A 19,443-nucleotide genomic window follows, 5' to 3' on the forward strand; every position below is an offset into this window, starting at 1 on the left:
CCTCACTTTTATTATTTATATTCCTCCTCAATTCAAATGTTTTTTTGTAAAAGATATTTATTTTGTTATTATATTTAGTTTGTTAAGAGTGGGTAATTTGTAGTGGCTGATTTAATGGAATCTTGTAAATCCGTAATCCGATAAATCCAGTTTCTGGAATATCCGTAATACGGAAAAGGCGTTCTACGGTAACCGAAATACGGATTTTCAGTAATACGGTTATTTCATCCGAATAACGGGTTTTCAGTATTTCGGTGTTTAAACCTCAGAAAGAGGCTTCAGCATTGTATAAATGGTTTGAAATTACTTAGTAGGTATGAACTCTTTGAAATGATATATATTTTTCCGAAAAAGTTTGCTTTTTCTCATACTAATTTGATTAATTTTTATAGATACAATACTGACCCTAATACTAAAAAAAAGCCACTTTAATTGTGACTTTTTTTTAGTTAAGTTCAATCTAAAACAGTTGAGAGGCCTTCCTCAATAGTCGTGATTTTAAAATCTGGAAATTGCTTCTTAAATTTATCAGAAACAAATAGATTATCTTGACGATAGCGTGGAAGTAATTCGCTTAGTTCTTGGATACTTTTATTAAATGGCTTAATGAGGTTAAATTGCCACTCTCGGATCACTCTGACTTTTACTTTCTTATTTAATATTTTTTCTGCAATTTGTCTCAGTTCTTTGTAACTGTGTGGTTTATCACAGGGCAAATGCCAAGTTTGTTTGTAGGCTGAAGGTGTATTCGCAATCAAAACCATAGCACGACTCGCATCAGGTGTCCATATCAAGCTTCTCTGGCAACTTGAATTAATAGGGATATTAGCTGTCTTATCCTCTTTAATTTTGTTTAAAAACATTGTATTAGTGATACTTTGTGTTTTATCCGGTCCATAAAATTCTGGTGCTCGGCATATCACTGCATCTAACTCATGATTGTGTATTTCAGATAAGACCATTTCAGCCATTTTTGCACGTACAATGGACTTTCTTCCTATTGGAATAAATGGTGTAGTCTCGGTTTGTGGTTCACTGTCTTTAGGATACATATAGGTATTATCAAAAAATACTAATTTGCTGCCATATAGTTTGCATGCGGTAATAACATTTTCCATAATTTTTAAAAAATTAGCTTCCCAAAGTGAACTATCCATGGGTAATCCTACAGTGAAATATACAATCTCACTCCCAGCGATGGCAGTTTTAGTCTGTTCAAAATCCATTAAATCAGCCGAAACTAGCTCATCTGTCGGATGTATCTTTTTAGGTTGGCGTCCCACTAAACGAATTTTTTTAGTATATTTTCGATATATTTCCTTTGCAACTTCCTGACCTATTTGTCCGTTACTACCTAATACTGTTTGCACCTATTTTATCTCCTCAAGAAATTGTTTTGCGACTGCTCTTACAGAAAAAGGATTTTGCCCTGTAATGATTCGTCCATCTTTAATGGCAAATTCCTTATAAAATCTTTTCTTCTTAAAAATCGCACCCCTTTTTCTTGCCTCAGTTTCATTAAAGAAAGGTACTATTTTAGTTTTTCCAGCAAGCATTTCCTCTTTTTTAGTAAAACCAGTAATATTCTTGTCTTTAATATAATAATTTCCTGCTTCATCTTTTATGTTGAAGAGCCCAGCAATACCATGACAAACTGATAAAAGATAACCTTCATTTTCATAGATTTCACTAGCTAAACGTTCTATCTCCTCGGAATGATAAAAATCCCACATTACTCCATGGCCACCTGTATAATAAATAGCAAAATAATCTGCAGGATTTACCTGTTTAGGCGATAAAGTATTTGCCAGTCCACGAACAATAAAATCTTGATTAGAATATATTTTCATAATTGATTCATCGACATATTTCATACTCCTTGGATCAACAGGAACATATCCTCCTTTAGGGCTCACAAAATCATACTGAACTCCTGCCTTATTTAACTCGTCAACAAATTCTGCAGATTCCCCCAGCCATAAGCCAGTAGCTTCGTTAATGTCGCCATACTTTTCAACATTTGTTTCAACTATTAAGACCTTTTTCATAATTTTTCCTCCATTATTTCTAGCGTATTATCTAACAAGTCCTTTAATCTTTTTATATTATCAGTATTGTGTGTCAGATAGTAATGATTTTTTGTGCCTTCTCTTTTAAAATCAACCATCTTAACACTTTTTAATACTTTTAAGTGATGTGATGTTGCTGGTCTTGACAAATTTATTTTGTGGGCTATTTCCTCGACTCGAAGTCCTTCACAAGAAAGATTATCAAGCAGTGCCATAATAATATCCTGCCGATTCGTATTACCCAAAGCCTGTAAAAACTCGGTCAGTTCAGAGAATTGTTTTTTTAAGTCCATTTTATCTCCTATTTTCTATGAACATTTCTTTAATGGTTTAAACAATTAAACCATTAAACCATTAAGAAGTCAAGAGATTTATTTTAGGTTTATTTCTTGGATATGAAAGATGTTTAAGGGTTTCAAAGACAAATTAATGACTTGCTAAGTACTCCTTAACACTAAATATTCCACGACTTAACTTCTGACCGTTAAACGAGTACCATTCGTTCATCTTTTAACTACTCCCATTTGAATTGCTAATACTGACCTTAATACCGACCTCAATACTAATCTTAAAGAAATAAAAGAGCCGTAAGATCATACTAGCGGCTAATTTGGAGCTTCATTTTTTAAGTCAAAAACAAATAAAACAATAAATGATATAAGCATGATGAAGCTAATTCCAACATAAGTCTTAAAACTTAATGTATCAATAAGATTGGAAAACAGAAGACTCCCTAGAGGTTGTGCACCATCAAATGCTAGGAAAGCTAATCCGAAAACTCTCCCCAAGTATTTGCTATCCGTTTCTTTTTGAATAAATGTCGGTATACTCCCAAATAATTGAGCTTGGATAAACCCAAATACAGCAATCATTCCTAACCAAGTATATTGATTAAAATAAGAAACTACTCCCAACAATATTAGTGAAAATAGTACTAACTCAAGATATACTTTTGAACTGTTAATACTTTTAGTTTGTCTTGCAAGATGTATACCTCCCACCAATCCTCCTAATGACATTAAAAGTAAAGCTATACTATATATATTAACATTGCTTTGAAAATAGTTTTTAGCTAAATAGGGAATCAATAATAGAAATCCTGAGTAACATAAATTAAAAATTCCCATTGCAGAGATTAATAATATAAGTTTTCTAGTTCTCCTAATATACTGAAACCCCTCAATGAGATTCTCTATAAACTTTCCGCTTATATTTATTGAATAGGACTTAGGAGAGTCAATTCTATTATTTATTAATGCTGCAAACAAAAAAAGAAGTCCATTTACCAATAAGAATTGATTAAAAGAGAGTTTCCCTAAGGAAAGGAGAATACTACAAATGAGTGGTGCAAGAATACTAGCAAATCCATATATTGTATTAGAAATTGCGTTAAATATTTGAATTTTATTCGATTTAATGACGCTAGGAACTAAAGCTTTTACAGAGGGGTAGTTAATTGCCAACATAATATTTAGAGAAAAGGTAGTTACTATTAAGAGTAAGGTCTGTGGGTGATTAGAATTTACAAGTATTGCTCCTCCAAAATTTACTAGTGCTGACAATAAATTTGTCAGGAGGATAAGTATTTTAGGGTTATATTTATCAACTAATACTCCGACAAACACATCAGTAATGATAAAAGCAACACCGCTTACTGCCTGTATAATTCCTAACTGTTTTGTTGTCCCTGTGGCCTCTACAATTAACCAATTCAGTCCAATTAAATAAACCGAAAGCCCTAATTGTGATACAAAAGGGCTCATCATTAAAGGAATATGTTTATTTTTGAGGTTTTGTAAATGCTTCAATTTGCCCCTCTATGCCTAATATATTTTGAATACGGTATTTTAATTCGAGTATAGCTTGCTCACTTATTATTTGTTGCTCTTCATTAATTGCTTCAATTACCATAATTGCATCGGTTGTATTTTCAGTTAACATTGTTCTTTGTGCTTCACGCCAGTTAAAGCTCCGACAAATTGCTCCCTCATTATCATAATAAATAACTTCACCTGGTAATGCTGGATCATCTTTATCTGAACCCAAAGGTCTAAAAGCCTCACCTCCATTAGCAGTTCCTAAATGCATGATATCAGAAATCTTGTTTAAGTCTTCACCACCACACGGAACACCGTATTCTAAAGAAATACTGTTGTAGATATCTACTAAAGGGTTTATTGAATTGAATTTTTGACCTTGACTCACTCGTTTTAATAGGGCTTCAATTGATGAACGTGCTCCTTTTTTCTTTTTAAACTTCGTAAAAGCTTGTCTCCAGTCTTGAATGATTGCATTTGAAGAAAAAGTGTCCTCTTTTAAATGCTTTTCAGATTTTATGGTGGAACTATTCAATAATTCCTGCGTTCTGGCAATAACTGCTGACTGAACTTTATTATTAATGCCTTTTATCGTTAAAACACTTATACTTGCCTCAGGAAATATATCCCAAAAGCTATTATCTACTTTAAATTTAGAATCCATATTGTTCTCTCCTTTATTTCACTTATTTATGATTAACTTCATTAGAATATCTCTTTGCTTTTCTCCACCAAGTTCAAATACATGTTCACTAAAGCAAACAAAATTCATTTTTTTATAGAAATTTAGTGCATTTATATTTTCCTCCCACACACCAAGCCAAGCACTCGTTTTGTTTAGCTCTTTTGCTTTTTCGATGGCATAGTTCAAGAGGTATTTTCCAAGTCCTAAACGTTTGAAATTAGGTTTTATATAAATCCTCTCTATTTCTAAAGCATTTATGTCATGTTTTTCCGTTTGAGCATTAGAGACGTTTAGCTTTAAATATCCTGCTAGTTCTTTTTTGTAGTAAACAAAATAAAAATTTGAATCAGGAGATGAAAGCTCCGATTTCAATTGCTCAAGATTATAAGCACTCTTTAAATATTCTTTTAGATCCGCTTCATCGTTGGCATCTTTAAATGTGTCGGAAAAAGTTTCAATACTTATTTTTTGTAATTGTTTAACGTCTTGTAAGGTTACTACTTTTAATATTATTTCTACTTCTTGTTCCATTTAATAATTTCTTTTGATTCCTTTCTTGACATCCAACCAATTTTGCGAGAGATTATCAGCCATTTTATTTATTACTTCAACAAATACTTCCATTTTTTCAGCTGAAATATTTTCTGTTGCGACTTTTGTCGAGTAATCATTTTCACGAATAATGACTGGATAAATTTCCTCTCCCTTTTCGGTAATAAAGAGATGCTTTTCTTTTTTATTCACTAAGTCATCCTTTTTAGTGATTAACCCTTTTTCTTCTAATTTATTTATGGCTCTATTTGCAGTAGATTTATCTACACATAATAACTCTGATAAACGATGTTGAATGATGCCTGGATTTTCTTTAATCCGACTTAAATAAAGATATTGACCCTTTGCCAGATCAAATTGTGCAAATTCAACATTACTGATCGAATCTAAAGAACGAGAAATTGTTCCTATTTGTCTTAATATTTCACTTTCCATTTTTAAACTCCTTCGTTAAAAAATATTATACTTCTTTTTTAGTGCATTTGCAACTATAATTTTTAAAAATAAAAAAGCTGTCTTTTGACAACTTAAGAACTAATAAAAACGTCTATTTCTTCTGAGAATCCATCGCCAAAGACATTCAACATCATTGAATATCAAGCAAGTTTCAGCATCGATGAAATAAGCTACATATCCACCACTTTTTTGAGTTTCATCTACAGCTTAAAGTGCTATGGATCATTTATTTTTCATAAAAAGAGTTAGACCTCTGTCTAACTCTACTTTCGTCTATTATTTCAATTTATTTACTTGCAAATTGAATAACCATGTTAAAGATAATGGCACCTAAACTACCGCCAATGATTGGCCCTACGACAGGAATCCATGCGTAAGACCAGTCTGAATCCCCTTTGCCTTTGATAGGCAAGATGGCGTGCATGATACGAGGCCCTAAGTCACGTGCGGGATTTAAAGAGTAGCCTGTTGTCGCACCAAGTGATAAACCAATGGCTGTGATGATGGCACCCACTAAAAGAGGTGAAACACCTGAAGTCTGCGTAATTGCGTATTGACCAAAGGCCAGAATACCTGTCGTTAAAACTGCTGTTCCAACAATCTCACTGATTAAGTTTGAACTCGTCTGACGAATGGCAGGACCCGTAGAAAATGTACCCAAGATATCTGCTGAATTTTTAGTTTCCGCATAGTGAGGGTAAAACATCAGATAGAGGATAATACTGGCAACCATTGCCCCAAGCATTTGCGCGATAATATAAGGGAAAACCAGACTCCAGCTAAAGCTACCAATCATTGCCATTGCAATTGTTACTGCTGGATTCAAGTGGGCAGGCGACATAAATCCGGAAACATAAACCCCCATCATTACTGCAAAGCCCCAACCGAGTGTGATGGCAACCCAACCCGCTCCTGTAGCTTTCGTCTTGTTCAGGACAACGCCTGAAACTACACCGTTACCAAGAAGGATTAAGATAAATGTGCCTAAAAATTCACCAAGTAACTGTACCATTTCTGAGTGCATATTGACTCCTTTTTCTATTTTTTATTTGTTTCAATCATTTTTGCATTTTTTTTACTTCTTCAAGTCCGACAAGTCAGATTCACGAAGTGCTTCTTCCAAAGCTTTTTCTTGTTCTGCTTTTTCTTCTGCAGACCAGCCGAGGTAGGCCGCCATGGCATTGACAACATATACCTTGATAGCATCTACTCCTTCACGCATAAATAAAATATGGTTGGTACGACGAAGCAAGTAGTCCACTGGAGTCAAGATCATTTCATCCTCAAGGGCATAACGAAGACGTGCGGATTCGGCTAGAGATAAGCCTTCATAAGCTTCCATTTCAGAAGCATAGGCAAACACTTGGAGTGCATTCATACCATAAAAATCAGCAATGTATTTTGCTTCTTCTTCTGTAAGACCTGCAGCTACACCAGCTTTCATGTTTTCAGCAACAACTTCTTCAACTTTAGTTGGGTCAAATTCGCCACCAGAAATTTGGTATTTTTTAGAGTCAATAGGTTCATATTTCAAACCAAAATCCTCCTCAAGCAGTTGGCAAATGAGCTCCATCGCACCTGCTGCCATTTTACGGTAGTCCGTGATTTTACCACCTGCTAAAGTAATCAAACCATCGCTCTCGCGTTCAAGTGAGCTGCCACGGGAAACGGAAGATGGTGCATCTCCTTTTTCGGAAAGGCTTGATTCCATATTGTTCAACAAATGCTCCACTTCAGCTTTTGTTGCTGTTTTATTTTTATAGCGGAGCACTGCCTCAACGACGGCGTTAAAGCTGGTTTCAGAGACCGCACCATTATCACCTCCGTTATAGTCTGATCCAGAATTTCCGCCTAACAATGGACGCAATCCAGCCCATGAAGCTTCGATGTCACTAATTGTAATATTTGCTTCCGGATAACGGAAATTAATAACATCCAAGAGGTAATCTACATCTTCTTGAGTCACTTTTGGATCGGTAAAGTCGCCATGATAATCCGTATCTGTCGTACCAAAATAAGTTTTATTTTCACGTGGAATGGCAAAGACCATCCGTTTATCGTGTTTGCCTGTATCAAAATAAGTTGGTTGTGGTACAGGTAATTTGGCCGCATCTACTACAAGATAGACACCTTTTGTTGGACGCATTTTGGGCACGATGGGACGTGTGAAGTTCAGGTAACGGATCTTATCTACCCAAGGTCCACTTGTGTTAATCACAAGTTTAGCTTTGACTTCAATGACTTGATCTGTCAACAAATCACGCGCACGAACACCAGAAATTTGTCCGTCCGTATAGATAAAATCGATCACTTTCATCTTGCTGATGGCTTGGGCACCGTCTTCCACAGCTTTTTTGATGTTATCAATCACCAAGCGGGCATCGTTGTTACGGTAGTCAAGATAGACTCCAGCCCCTTGCAAACCTTTTTTCTTGATGAGTGGCTCGCGGCGCAGGACTTCTTCTGGTGAGATAGTGTAGTTGGCATATGGTGAATCTTCATCCACACCGGCCAAACGGTCATACAAATCCATCGCAATTTTCACAGAAAACATATCAAACGTTGTCTTGCCTTCATCATCGTAGATAGGAAGTAACATCGGATCTGGCTTAGGAATATGTGGCGCAATGCCTTGAACAACAGCACGTTCTGAAACTGTATCGGAAACGACTTCGACATCGAAGTTTTTGAGGTAACGGATGCCACCATGCACGAGTTTTGTTGAGCGTGAGGATGTCCCTTCTGAGAAATCCTGCATTTCAAGTACAGCAACTTTCACGCCAGCCGCCGCCGCTTGTAATGTCAAACCAGCACCAGTGATCCCTCCTCCGATAACGAGTAAATCCATCTCTTCATTTTGAATTTTTGTGATTGCTTCTTGTCTTGTTTTTTTAGAAAAAGCCATTTCTATTCTCCTTTTAGATTACTGTCTGATTGATTATTATTTGAAAGCGCGTGTCGCATTCACGGCTTTTTTCCAACCGGCATAGAGTTCTTCTCTACGTTCTTCTTGCATCTGAGTTTGGAAAATTTTGCCCGGTTCATAGGATTCTTTAAGCTCTTCTAAGTCTTTCCAGAAACCAACGGCAAGTCCTGCAAGGAAGGCTGCACCAAGTGCTGTCGTTTCCAAATCTCCCGCACGTTGGATTGGGATATTCAAGATATCAGCTTGGAACTGCATCAAATATTCATTGTTTGCAGCGCCACCGTCTACTTTGAGCACAGACATATCAATTCCTGTATCTTCTTTCATGGTGCTGACTACATCACGAACTTGATAAGCTATCCCTTGTAAGGTTGCTTTCACAATATCTTCTTTTGTTGTTCCACGTGTCAAGCCAAACATCGCACCACGCGCCTCTTGGTCCCAATACGGAGCACCAAGGCCGACAAAAGCTGGCACCACATAAACTTCATCTTGACTCCTAGACTGGAGTGCCACTTCTTCGGAATCACTGGCACGTTCCAACATTTTCAAACCATCACGTAACCATTGGATAGAGGACCCTGCAACAAAGATGCTTCCCTCTAAGGCGTAATAAACTTTCCCATTAATGCCATAACCAATCGTTGTAAGCATATTATTTTTCGAAATATGTGGTTTCTCACCTGTGTTCATGACGATAAACGAACCTGTACCATAGGTGTTTTTTATCATTCCAGGTTCAAAGGCCATTTGCCCAAATAATGCAGCTTGCTGGTCTCCTGCCATACCTGAGATTGGCACTTCAGAGCCAAAGAAATGGAAACCTTTAGTCACGCCGTAAACTTCAGAGTTGGACTTGACTTCTGGAAGCATTGAAGCTGGGATATTAAGAATTTTCAGGATTTCTTCGTCCCATTTCAACTCATGAATGTTGTAGAGCATGGTACGACTGGCATTAGAATAGTCAGTATAGTGTGCATCACCATCTGTCAACTTCCACAAGAGCCATGTATCGATGGTTCCAAAGAGGAGCTCTCCGCGTTCTGCACGCTCTTGTGCTCCTTCGACATGGTCAAGGATCCAACGAATTTTTGTGGCTGAAAAGTATGAATCCACAATAAGTCCTGTCTTTTTATGGAAGAGTTCCTCATGTCCTGCTTCTTTAAGACCATTAGCAATATCGGCAGATTGACGAGATTGCCAAACAATAGCATGATAGATTGGTTTTCCTGTTTTCTTGTCCCATATAATGGTAGTTTCACGTTGGTTAGTAATACCGATACCCGCAACCTGTACAGGCTTAATCCCCGACTCGATAAAAGCCCCTGCGATAACAGACTGAACAGAGTTCCAAATCTCGTTGGCATCATGTTCAACCCAACCTTCTTTAGGGAAGTATTGTGTAAATTCCTTTTGGGAACTACCAATGTGTTTGCCCTGTTTATCAAATATAATAGCTCTTGAGCTTGTCGTACCTTGGTCAATTGCCATAATGTAAGAAGTTTCTGTCATGTTCTCTCTCCTTTGTAAACGCTTTCTATACTTTATATTATAGCATTTTAGAACGAATAGAAACTTTCATTTTTTATCAAATTTTAAAAAAAATTGGCAGTCAGGTTAAAAAATAGATTTAAATAGAAAAAATCACTCGATTTGAGGAGTTCGAACTAATTAGTGAATTAAGATAAGGTAAAAAAGCTACCACCAATTTATTTTAAAACCTATTTGAGCTGTCAAGCGGTTCAACCTAAAACAACTGCTAAAAGGAAAATTAAAGTTGTTTATCAGCGAGCGAATACTCTAGTGCAATCCTAGTGTTATATGCGCAGTGTTTTGTCCGTAGGCAACAGTTTAATTCTTCAGCTCTCTCATAATAAATTCAGCGACAAGCGACTAATAGAATGTCATTGTAGTAATTATCTCCAAAAATGGAAAATAATATCTACATGAAAACACAAAAAAGAGGAGTTTTCTCCTCTTTTTGTGTTTTCTTCTTAATTCAAAATTGCTTTTTTTTGAAATTTTTCTTTTTTTAAGCTTTCAATACGTGACAATAATTCTTCAAAATCATAATCACTGGAAAACTCGGAAACTATGTAGACAAGCTTTCGATTGTCATTTCTTTTACTTGAGATAAGCAGATCATAGTTCTGACTTTCTTGGTAATGCTCTAGTTTTATCTTTTCAACAGCTCTGAGGTGATTTTTAAGATAGTGTTCCATCGGGATTTGGTAGGCAGGTGTATCAGACAAATCATAAGCCACCGTCAATTGTTGAGCAGATAAGAGCTCCAGCAGCATCAAGGCATTGCGATAACCAAAGATGAGTTCTGGCAAGTCCTGCTCTTTGGGAATATAACTTAAGGCAATGCCTTTGAGGTTATCCAGTAAATCTTGGAAACTCTTATCGACCCAGTTTTGTTTATGCATCATTAAATCTTCTTGGATTTTGGTAAAGAGGCTTCCTTGGAAAAAGGCGAATTTATTGTTTACTTGAGCCAGCTGATAACTGATGGATTTTTCCTCTTCAAAACCTAAACGATGGGGACGATAATAGTTCAACATACGCTCTCTTAAAGAAATATTCAAGAGAACAGTTGGAATTTTTTTACTGCGGTATATATCAAAACGGTAATAACTTTCCTTATCTAGAATGAAAAAAGATAGGAGAAAACTGTAGAAAAAGATTGTCTCACAGTTGTCATTGCTCTGATTATCATAAATATGTTGTTAAAAAAGAGAATCCAATAGTTGATAGAGATGATCGTCTTGGTATATTTTCTTCATTTCCAAAGATTTAGTAATTTGGATATCTGTAAGTTTTCGCCTTTTTTCTGTAATTGCTAACCAGCGATAAAGTTTATCTTTGCTACTTGCGGAAAACTTTACTTTTAATGTTTCTTCAAGTTGTTGTACAAAATCAACCTGAAACTTATTGACTTTGAGTAAGTCTGGGCGAAATTTAGGATGAAGCGAATCAAACAGCAGATAGTAAAAATAGCGAATCTGACTTTCTTCTCCGACCAATTTATTATTTTTGATTTGAATATCAAACTCCACTAAAAGTTTATTGAGTTCTTTGATTTTGCGGAACAAGGAAGACTCACTGAGCAGCAGGACTTCTGCTAATTCAAAAATCATATAATTTTTTTGTTCTAAAAATAAGAGAATCAAGCGATATTTGATGCTATCTTTGATTAAAAAACTGATGACTTCATCTAAAGTTTGTGATTCCCCCATGTTTAGAACGAGTTTATTGTTCTGACGAATAACTTCCATGGGTTTCCCAATCATCTGTCCTATATAAGATATGTCCTCCAGATAACTCTGAACCGAAGGACGAGAGAGGTTTACCCACTCACATAATTCTTGCGCTGTTAGCTTATCACGTTTGAGGATCAACTGACGTAAAATCTTAACCTGTATTTGTTCTTTCTTTTCAAGTAAAACTTCAATATTCACGGCTTTTCCTTTTTCTATACTAATTTTTTTCGTATACGTTTTCATATTCTCATTCTATTTTATCACTTCACTTTATTTTGTTATTAAAAATTGCTCAGTATGAACATGGTAAATTGTACAATAAAAAGAATATGACCAAAATCCTTATTCTTCTTTTAATCTTCTGAATTTTGAGGCTATAGTATAGAAGTAATCAGGTAAACTTAGGTTATAACATGTTTAGTAGACACTAACCATGTTTTATTTTCATTCACGATAATCTATAAACTAATATATCCAAATCCCTTTTAGTAAATATACTAATGAATTAATAAAAAAATAAATACCAATACCTAATATAAATAGTAATATTATTATTCTAGTGGCATTACTTAGTTTTTTTCTTCGGTTATTTTTGTCTAGATATCTATTTACTATTTTAATCCATTTTTCATAGACATTAAATATTAATGATACTACTAAAGTATATAAAGGAATCTGTCCTAACAACATCCAAATTGTTAAACACAATATCGTTAATAATATATTCCCTTCTTTTGCACTTAGTGCAACCACTGCCCAAAAAGTAGGATCTGACATAGCCCAAAACCCAAAAATAAAACCTGCAAGTGGCATACTTCTCTTAGCAAATTTCATAAATTTCGATTCTTTCTTGTCATCTCCTCTTTCTTTATTTCCTTTCAGAAAGGTTGATCTTATAAACCAAGCTACACATACAAAGGATATCAAAAAACCGGTGAGTACATAAGCCATATCTGGAATATGATTCATTATATTTGTAAAATAATTCAATCCTAAACTAGTACCGTATGAAAGTGTTAATCCGAAAATGACTGTGGAAAGTAAAGCCATTAAAGAAAACAAATATACTTGGTTTTTCTTTGTTCTATTTGCTAGTGCAGCCATTATAAGCACTGCCCCCATTGGATCAAATCCACCGAACCCTAAAAAAATTGATGATAGTATTAGTTTCATCTATCATTCCCTCCATATGTCATTTTCTATAAAACAATCCTTTAAACTTTTCAATTCAGATTTATGTTTCATCTTGCATCACCTCCTTAAAAAGTACAGATTAGTTTAAGTAAATTAGTCAGACAACCAAGCCAGTCTGATATCACAAACTCTTGTTTAACACAAGCATATTCTAGCAAATAGAATTGATAATTACCAGTAATCAACTGGATTATATAAAGAAGACACTGCTCCTAAGACTTAGTACCAGTTCTTTACAAAATAGTAGTTTAGATAACAAAAAAGCCCATAATGGGCTTTCATTGTTTCTGTAATTGTAAAACTTGAGCATTATTAATTTCTTTAAAAAGTTTATTACTGGTTTCTTTGGAAATTATTTCCATCTTTACCTGGTTTAATACAAACTGATATTCAAGCTGAAAGGCCTCTATGAGTAACTCATTTGGAATAATTGTGTCTTCTTGAATTTCGTTGCGAATACGATAATGCCTATTCTCAAAAATATGTTTAACTTCTTCAATATCACTAAAATCAGTTATCCGATTTTCAATTCGCTCTTTTTCAAGAAAACTTAGTTTTTCAATTGTTTGCTGATATAGAGCACTTTCTAAGCGACTTATATCATTTCTAATTGTTGCAAATTCTTGCATTTCTACTGAGTCAACCCTTCTTCCACTCCGTCTTCTTGAAAATAATCGTCTTATTTTCTTACTAGTTGTATGTTTACTGCTATTTTCTAAATAAACTCTAAAATAGTCAATAACTTTGGACGAAAATTGTGTTTTTATAGTTGCTGTATCAAGTAAAGTTTCCTGCCAAGTTATAATCTCATCCATTAATTTACTGCTCTTACTATGGTCAGGAATCTGAAGTCCTTTTTGTGATTGCAGTTGCTTTGTAAGACTACTGCGGACTTTACTATCTTCAATTTCTTCTACCATATGTAGAATCGCATAATCAACCATATCATTACGAACTTGATTAATATTATCAGAGCTCTCGCTCTCAAGCACAGGCAGTAATTTTGGAAGAATAAGCGTTGGGACAATGAGACTTAAGAGGATTACAATAGCAGCCATTGTAATAATAATCTCTCTATTTTCATTGCTCAAAATATTAGTATTCAAAGGCAATGAGAAAGCCATTGCTAATGTCATCGTTCCATGGGCTCCAGATAGCGCAAAAATTGTTGAATCTCTACTACGCTCTTCTTTATTATTAGAGAAAAAATGTTCAATTGATCTATTCCCTTTTCTATTGGTCCAATATTTTCTTATAAATAACATCAGTAAGTAAACTAAAACGCTTATCAAAAATAATACAATTGATTCTTTCCAACCAAGTGACTTAAAGATATCCCAAATTCCAAATAGACTTACACCCAAGATAATAAAAACAAAGTTATTCAAAATATCACTTAAAATCTCCCAGATTGTATTATTTGTTAATTGAACATTAGTTGAAGTTAGTTTAAGCATATTTCCTTCAAAATTATGAATCAACCCGGCAGCAACTACAGCTAGGACACCAGAAGTCCCAAAGTGTTCTGCTAACAAATAAATAAAGAAAGGGGTCAGGATTGAAATAGGAATTATTGTGGCTTCCGGGCGAGTGGCTCGCAGATTGATCGCTGTTCTAATTCTTACTAGTAAGGCACCGACAACCAAACCAATGAAGGTTCCGCCTATTGAGACAAAAATAAATCGACCAATTCCTTCCCAAATACTAAAATGTCCACTTTCTAAAACAGATAACCCTAGGCTCAGTAAGACTAACCCCGTTGCATCATTGAATAAAGATTCGAATTCAACTGCCTCATTAACTCCTTGAGGCATTTTTTTTCCTGAAATTATTGATTTTACAGCGACTGCATCTGTTGGGGTTACAATCGCTGCAAAACAGATAGCTAAAGGAAATATCCAACTCCCCATTATATTATTCGTCATCACTGCTACTAAAAGTACCGTAACTACCGCTAAAGTGATTGATAAAAAAAATATTCCTCTAAAATTTTTCCTTACCTTTTTTAATGAAGTCTTACTACCCTCATAAAACATTAGTGGAGCAATAATTAACATCATGAAAAACTCTGGTTCTAATTCGAAATTCTTAAATTCTGGCAAGAAACCTAAAATAAGGCCCACTCCAATCAAGATAAAAGTTTCTGAAATTTGTGGAAAAAACTCTTTGATTACATTTGCACCGATAACACCAATCATCATCACAGCAATAAAACTAATAGCTGACATAAAACACCATTTCCTAAATTTTTATTCTATTATAGTATAGCATGTTCAAGATTTGGTTACCAAAACTAATAATAGAAATTATGAAATATATCAAGAAATTAGTTATATTTTTAAAAAAGGAAAATACGTATTCACTGTATAACTTAATTAAATATTTAAAAATAACCTAGGAATTTATAGAGGTAATTACATGAGAAGAATAAAAAACATCGAAAGAGGCGTCTTTTTATTCTATTTTTCTGCTTATAACTCCTTATTAATTTCTTATTATATAGATTTTAATAATCTAATAAACTATCACGGTATTCAATATTCAGTAATTCCTTTTCGGGAAATAAGAATCTTTCAAACCAGTTTTGACTTTCAAAAAAATTGACTTTTTCATGTTCTAGCGGATAATAGTCTCTTTCCAAAAATTTAGATAAGTTCTCTATTGAGTCCTCCCCCAAAATAAAGATATTATCTGGATGGTAAAATAGGTAATGCTTGATAGCTTTATTTGTTGTAACTAATTTTTTATTAAAGAAAAGGGACTCCATTGTTCTCAAAGTCAATCCTGTCTGATTTTCTTGCATGATTTCAAGAATACCATTGCTGTTAATTAAGAACTCTAAAAATTTTGGATAGGGTAAATATCCTTTATTTTTAAAGCCTTTTTCCCCATTAATGATATAAAGTAATATTGAAACATCTAAACTGGCACATTTGTCTAAAATAACATGAGCAAGTTTAGTTCTTCCTTTATCATTCCCTCCGAAAAACAAATCATAGTCAGGTATTTGAAACGGTAAATCCACACAAGGAGTATAAAAGGTAGAGTTATGATATAGTCCATATTTCTTTGCTTCAATAGGATCAAAACTATAGTAGGAGTCAATTACTCCTATTTCCCTAGAGGTGTGTAGTAAATCAATATATTTTTGAGTCAAATGGTTCCAAAAAAATAGAATCATCTTTGCCTCAGTAAAATCTTTTATAATATTAGGGTAATTAACTTTAAAACCTGAATCTAAAAATATAATAAGCTGATAATGGTCAAGCTTGCGCTTTCCTAAATAATTTTTTGTAAGGTATACTAATCGACGCCCTGAAATTATATCAATATTATTATTATTATTTAAGGTATCAAAAAAATAAAGATGTGAGTTTTTAGCTACTAAGAGTATATTGCTGTATGGAATTTCTTTCATGTTGTAACTCCTTTCGATTCAGTATAAGCTTATTGTATGATTAAATTTCAGAATATTCAAAAATATCGTCTTACAAAAAATACAGTCATTAATGTTGCTGGTATCATATTTTTGAATATTATAGTTAATTCCAAAACATTCTGCTGTCCATCAGATTCCTTTTTGTGTATACTAATTATTAATGGAGCTAATTTTTAGAAAAGAATTGTGTCAATTTGAAAAAGGAGAAATGATTTTATGAAAACAATCCTTCAAGCTTTTGAATGGTATTTACCCTCAGATTCTCAGCACTGGAATAATATAAAAAAAAATATTCCTGACTTAGGGAAGTTAGGTTTTTCTGGATTGTGGTTACCTCCAGCTTCCAAGGCTGCTTCTGGAGTTGAAGATGTTGGTTATGGGATCTATGATTTATTTGACTTAGGAGAATTTGATCAAAAAGGAACAATTCCTACAAAGTATGGGACTAAAGATGAATATCTTGATTTAATTAATCAACTACACCACAACAATATGGAAGTGTATGCGGATATCGTTTTTAATCATATGATGGGCGCTGATGAGACAGAAATTATTGAAGCTGATATTAAGGCAGAAGATAATCATCTTCATAACATTGAAGATAATAAAACTGTTGAAGTTTGGACCAAATTTACATTTCCAGGAAGAAAAGGAAAATACGACAATTATACATGGACCTGGCACAACTTTACGGGAATTGATTACGACGAAAGAAGAAATCAAGAAGAAATTCTTGAATTTGAAGGACATAAGTGGGACGAAAATGTAGATTCGGAGAACAATAATTTTGATTATTTAATGGGCGCTGATCTTGACTTTAGTGTTTCTGAAACGGTAGAACAACTTGAAAAATGGGGACATTGGTTTTCAGAAATGACAAAAATTGATGGTTTTCGCTTAGATGCAGTAAAACATATTGATTTCAAATATTTTGATAAATGGCTTGAGCAAAGAGAAAAGCAATTGAATAAGAAACTTTTTATTGTTGGAGAGTACTGGTCTGATGATATTGGAAAATTAGAGTATTATCTTGAACAATCTGGTGATAAAATACAATTATTTGATGTACCACTACACTTTAATCTGAAAGAGGCCTCTTCAACCAATGGGGAATTTGACATGCGTACACTTTTTGATCACACACTCACTGCTAGCCATCCAGAACTCGCGGTCACTTTTGTTGATAACCATGATACTCAAGAAGGACAGGCTCTTCAATCTTGGATTCCGGCCTGGTTTAAAGAGCACGCTTATAGCTTAATTTTACTCCGCAAAAAAGGAACTCCCACTGTCTTTTGGGGAGATTTATATGGAATACCGTCACGGAATGTTAATCCTGTAGGTGATAACTTAAGAACTATGATAGCAATGCGTAAGAACTCTGAGTTTTTAAAGGAAAATGATTATTTTGATCATCCTGATATTATTGGATGGACAATTATTTTAAAAATAGATAATAAGGAATATGGATTATCATGTATTTTAACCAATAAAAATGGTGGCTCAAAATATATGATGATTGATAAGGCTCACGCAGGTAAAGTATATGTAGATTTATTTGGAAGACATGAAATACCTATTACACTGGATCAAAATGGAGGGGCTGAATTTTACGTCAATGATGGAAGTATCTCGGTTTGGGTAGATAAGGAGATTGTTTCAAAAATTGATCAGATCAACTTTCAAAACTAACTATTTTATCAAGTAGAATAAAAAAAGCACCTCTCTAAGGTGCTTTTTTTATTTGAACTATTAGTCAATCAAAGGGGTATGTTTGACTTCATCAATATTTTTTGTTCCAGCAAGTTGCATAGTAATACTTAATTCTTTGTTTAAGTGTTCAAAAACAGATTGAACGCCTTTTGCCCCACCTAAATTCAAACCATAAAGAACTGGGCGACCTACCGCAACGATATCTGCTCCTTGTGCCAAAGCTTTGAAGACATGTTCTCCACGTCTAACTCCACTATCAAAAACGATAGGAACCCGATGATTAACACTTTTGGCGATGAGGGGTAAGACATCAATTGAAGCAGGCCCTCCATCTAATTGTCGTCCCCCATGATTTGAAACCCAGATACCATCTGCGCCAGCGTTAATGGCATCATCTGCATCAATAGGAGATTGAACACCCTTAACAATTACAGGAAGATTAGTTATTTTTTTAATTTTTTGAATATCTTCTAAAACAAGGCCTTGTTTTGCTGCTGCATAAATTTCGCTGATTCCTTTGCCAGTTCCATCACTTTCTGAAAAAGCAGCTAAATTTGGCATTGGTAAAGGAAATTGGAAATGATTGACAATATCTTCTTCTCGATAGTCACCTAGTGTTGAATCAGCGGTTAAAATAATCGCCTTAACTCCAGCTGATACAGCTTTTTTCAAAAGAAATTCATTAAATTTGTCATCTTTACTCATGTATAATTGGAAAAATTGCGGTGCATCTGGTGCTGCTTTTGCGGCGTCTTCCACTGATGTACTTCCGTAAGTACTAATTGAAAAGATTGAGCCAACTTCAGCCATTGCTTTAGCAGTTGCAACTTCTCCTTCTTCATGAGCAAGGCCTTGGGCGGCAACTGGCGCTTGGATAATTGGTGTTTTTAATTTTATACCAAAGAGTGAGGTACTTAAATCTGCAGAATCAATTCCTCTTAATACTCGAGGCATAATTTGTTTTTTGTTAAATGCTGATGTATTTTCATTCAGTGTCCACTCATCTTCAGAGCCACCACGGATATACCCAAAGGCACCTTTATTTCACGCAGCCTCCATACTTTGTTTCACTTTACCTTCAAGTGATTTAACATTTACAATTTCTAACGCTTTGTTTTCAGTACTAGTTTTATAAGTCATCTTAGTTCTCCTATTTTTTTGTAAAGTTTACATCTGTAGATGATAAATACATTATACATCTTATTTTTAAAAAATACACAAATGAGAGATTTATTTTTTAATAAACTAAAACTTATAGAAAAAGATAAATAAAAAAAGTAGCAAAACTACTCTTTTATATTATTATTCTAAAAGGTGATACAATAAGGT

The 19,443-nt window shown here is 34.3% G+C and carries 14 protein-coding genes and 2 pseudogenes; 1 reads left to right on the forward strand and 15 read right to left on the reverse strand.

All coding sequences use genetic code 11. From position 1 onward, the window contains the following. Positions 1-455: 455 nt before the first annotated feature. From QJV49_RS00965 to QJV49_RS01030, 14 genes and pseudogenes are all read right to left on the reverse strand, one after another. The gene (locus QJV49_RS00965; RefSeq protein WP_225511398.1) at positions 456-1,370 is read right to left on the reverse strand and encodes an NAD-dependent epimerase/dehydratase family protein; all 915 of its coding nucleotides are present in this window, start codon (positions 1,368-1,370) and stop codon (positions 456-458) included. Next, entirely contained in the window at positions 1,371-2,048 is a 678-nt protein-coding gene (locus QJV49_RS00970) for a type 1 glutamine amidotransferase domain-containing protein (protein WP_225511399.1), read from the reverse strand. Further along, positions 2,045-2,362 (reverse strand): helix-turn-helix transcriptional regulator, encoded by a 318-nt coding sequence (locus QJV49_RS00975; protein WP_225511400.1) that lies wholly within the window; start codon positions 2,360-2,362, stop codon positions 2,045-2,047. Before QJV49_RS00975 ends, QJV49_RS00970 begins: the two co-directional genes overlap by 4 nt. Before the next feature lie 312 nt (positions 2,363-2,674). Beyond that, positions 2,675-3,877: an MFS transporter gene (locus QJV49_RS00980; protein ID WP_225511401.1), complete on the reverse strand. Its 1,203-nt coding sequence runs from the start codon at positions 3,875-3,877 to the stop codon at positions 2,675-2,677. Continuing rightward, positions 3,849-4,550, reverse strand: coding sequence for a B3/4 domain-containing protein (locus QJV49_RS00985; protein WP_225511402.1), 702 nt, complete (start codon positions 4,548-4,550; stop codon positions 3,849-3,851). Before QJV49_RS00985 ends, QJV49_RS00980 begins: the two co-directional genes overlap by 29 nt. A gap of 18 nt (positions 4,551-4,568) precedes the next feature. Then, entirely contained in the window at positions 4,569-5,102 is a 534-nt protein-coding gene (locus tag QJV49_RS00990; RefSeq protein WP_225511403.1) for a GNAT family N-acetyltransferase, read from the reverse strand. Further along, entirely contained in the window at positions 5,103-5,558 is a 456-nt protein-coding gene (locus QJV49_RS00995) for a MarR family winged helix-turn-helix transcriptional regulator (protein ID WP_225511404.1), read from the reverse strand. It lies immediately after the preceding gene. Between the two features lie 307 nt (positions 5,559-5,865). Further along, positions 5,866-6,603, reverse strand: a complete 738-nt coding sequence (locus tag QJV49_RS01000; protein ID WP_225511405.1) for an MIP/aquaporin family protein — start codon at positions 6,601-6,603, stop codon at positions 5,866-5,868. 51 nt (positions 6,604-6,654) lie between these two features. Continuing rightward, positions 6,655-8,484: a type 1 glycerol-3-phosphate oxidase gene (glpO, locus tag QJV49_RS01005; RefSeq protein ID WP_225511406.1), complete on the reverse strand. Its 1,830-nt coding sequence runs from the start codon at positions 8,482-8,484 to the stop codon at positions 6,655-6,657. A gap of 36 nt (positions 8,485-8,520) precedes the next feature. After that, positions 8,521-10,017, reverse strand: a complete 1,497-nt coding sequence (gene glpK, locus QJV49_RS01010; RefSeq protein ID WP_004257913.1) for a glycerol kinase GlpK — start codon at positions 10,015-10,017, stop codon at positions 8,521-8,523. Between the two features lie 482 nt (positions 10,018-10,499). Next, positions 10,500-11,966, reverse strand: a pseudogene (locus QJV49_RS01015) (helix-turn-helix domain-containing protein). A 267-nt stretch (positions 11,967-12,233) separates the two neighbouring features. After that, positions 12,234-12,941 carry a hypothetical protein gene (locus tag QJV49_RS01020; RefSeq protein ID WP_225511407.1) on the reverse strand — a complete coding sequence of 236 codons (708 nt, stop codon included), beginning with the start codon at positions 12,939-12,941 and terminating at the stop codon, positions 12,234-12,236. 299 nt (positions 12,942-13,240) lie between these two features. Beyond that, positions 13,241-15,190: a sodium:proton antiporter gene (locus tag QJV49_RS01025; protein ID WP_225511408.1), complete on the reverse strand. Its 1,950-nt coding sequence runs from the start codon at positions 15,188-15,190 to the stop codon at positions 13,241-13,243. A gap of 278 nt (positions 15,191-15,468) precedes the next feature. Continuing rightward, complete coding sequence (locus QJV49_RS01030; protein WP_225511409.1) at positions 15,469-16,380, reverse strand: hexosyltransferase; 912 nt, start codon at positions 16,378-16,380, stop codon at positions 15,469-15,471. A gap of 237 nt (positions 16,381-16,617) precedes the next feature. Between QJV49_RS01030 and QJV49_RS01035 the strand changes: the two genes are divergently transcribed. Beyond that, positions 16,618-18,093, forward strand: coding sequence for an alpha-amylase (locus QJV49_RS01035; protein ID WP_225511410.1), 1,476 nt, complete (start codon positions 16,618-16,620; stop codon positions 18,091-18,093). A 60-nt stretch (positions 18,094-18,153) separates the two neighbouring features. Here QJV49_RS01035 and QJV49_RS01040 read toward each other — a convergent pair. After that, positions 18,154-19,254: pseudogene (locus QJV49_RS01040) on the reverse strand (lactate oxidase). Between the last annotated feature and the right edge of the window lie 189 nt (positions 19,255-19,443).

Source organism: Lactococcus sp. NH2-7C, assembly GCF_029953655.1.
Classification (GTDB): Bacteria; Bacillota; Bacilli; order Lactobacillales; family Streptococcaceae; genus Lactococcus; species Lactococcus lactis.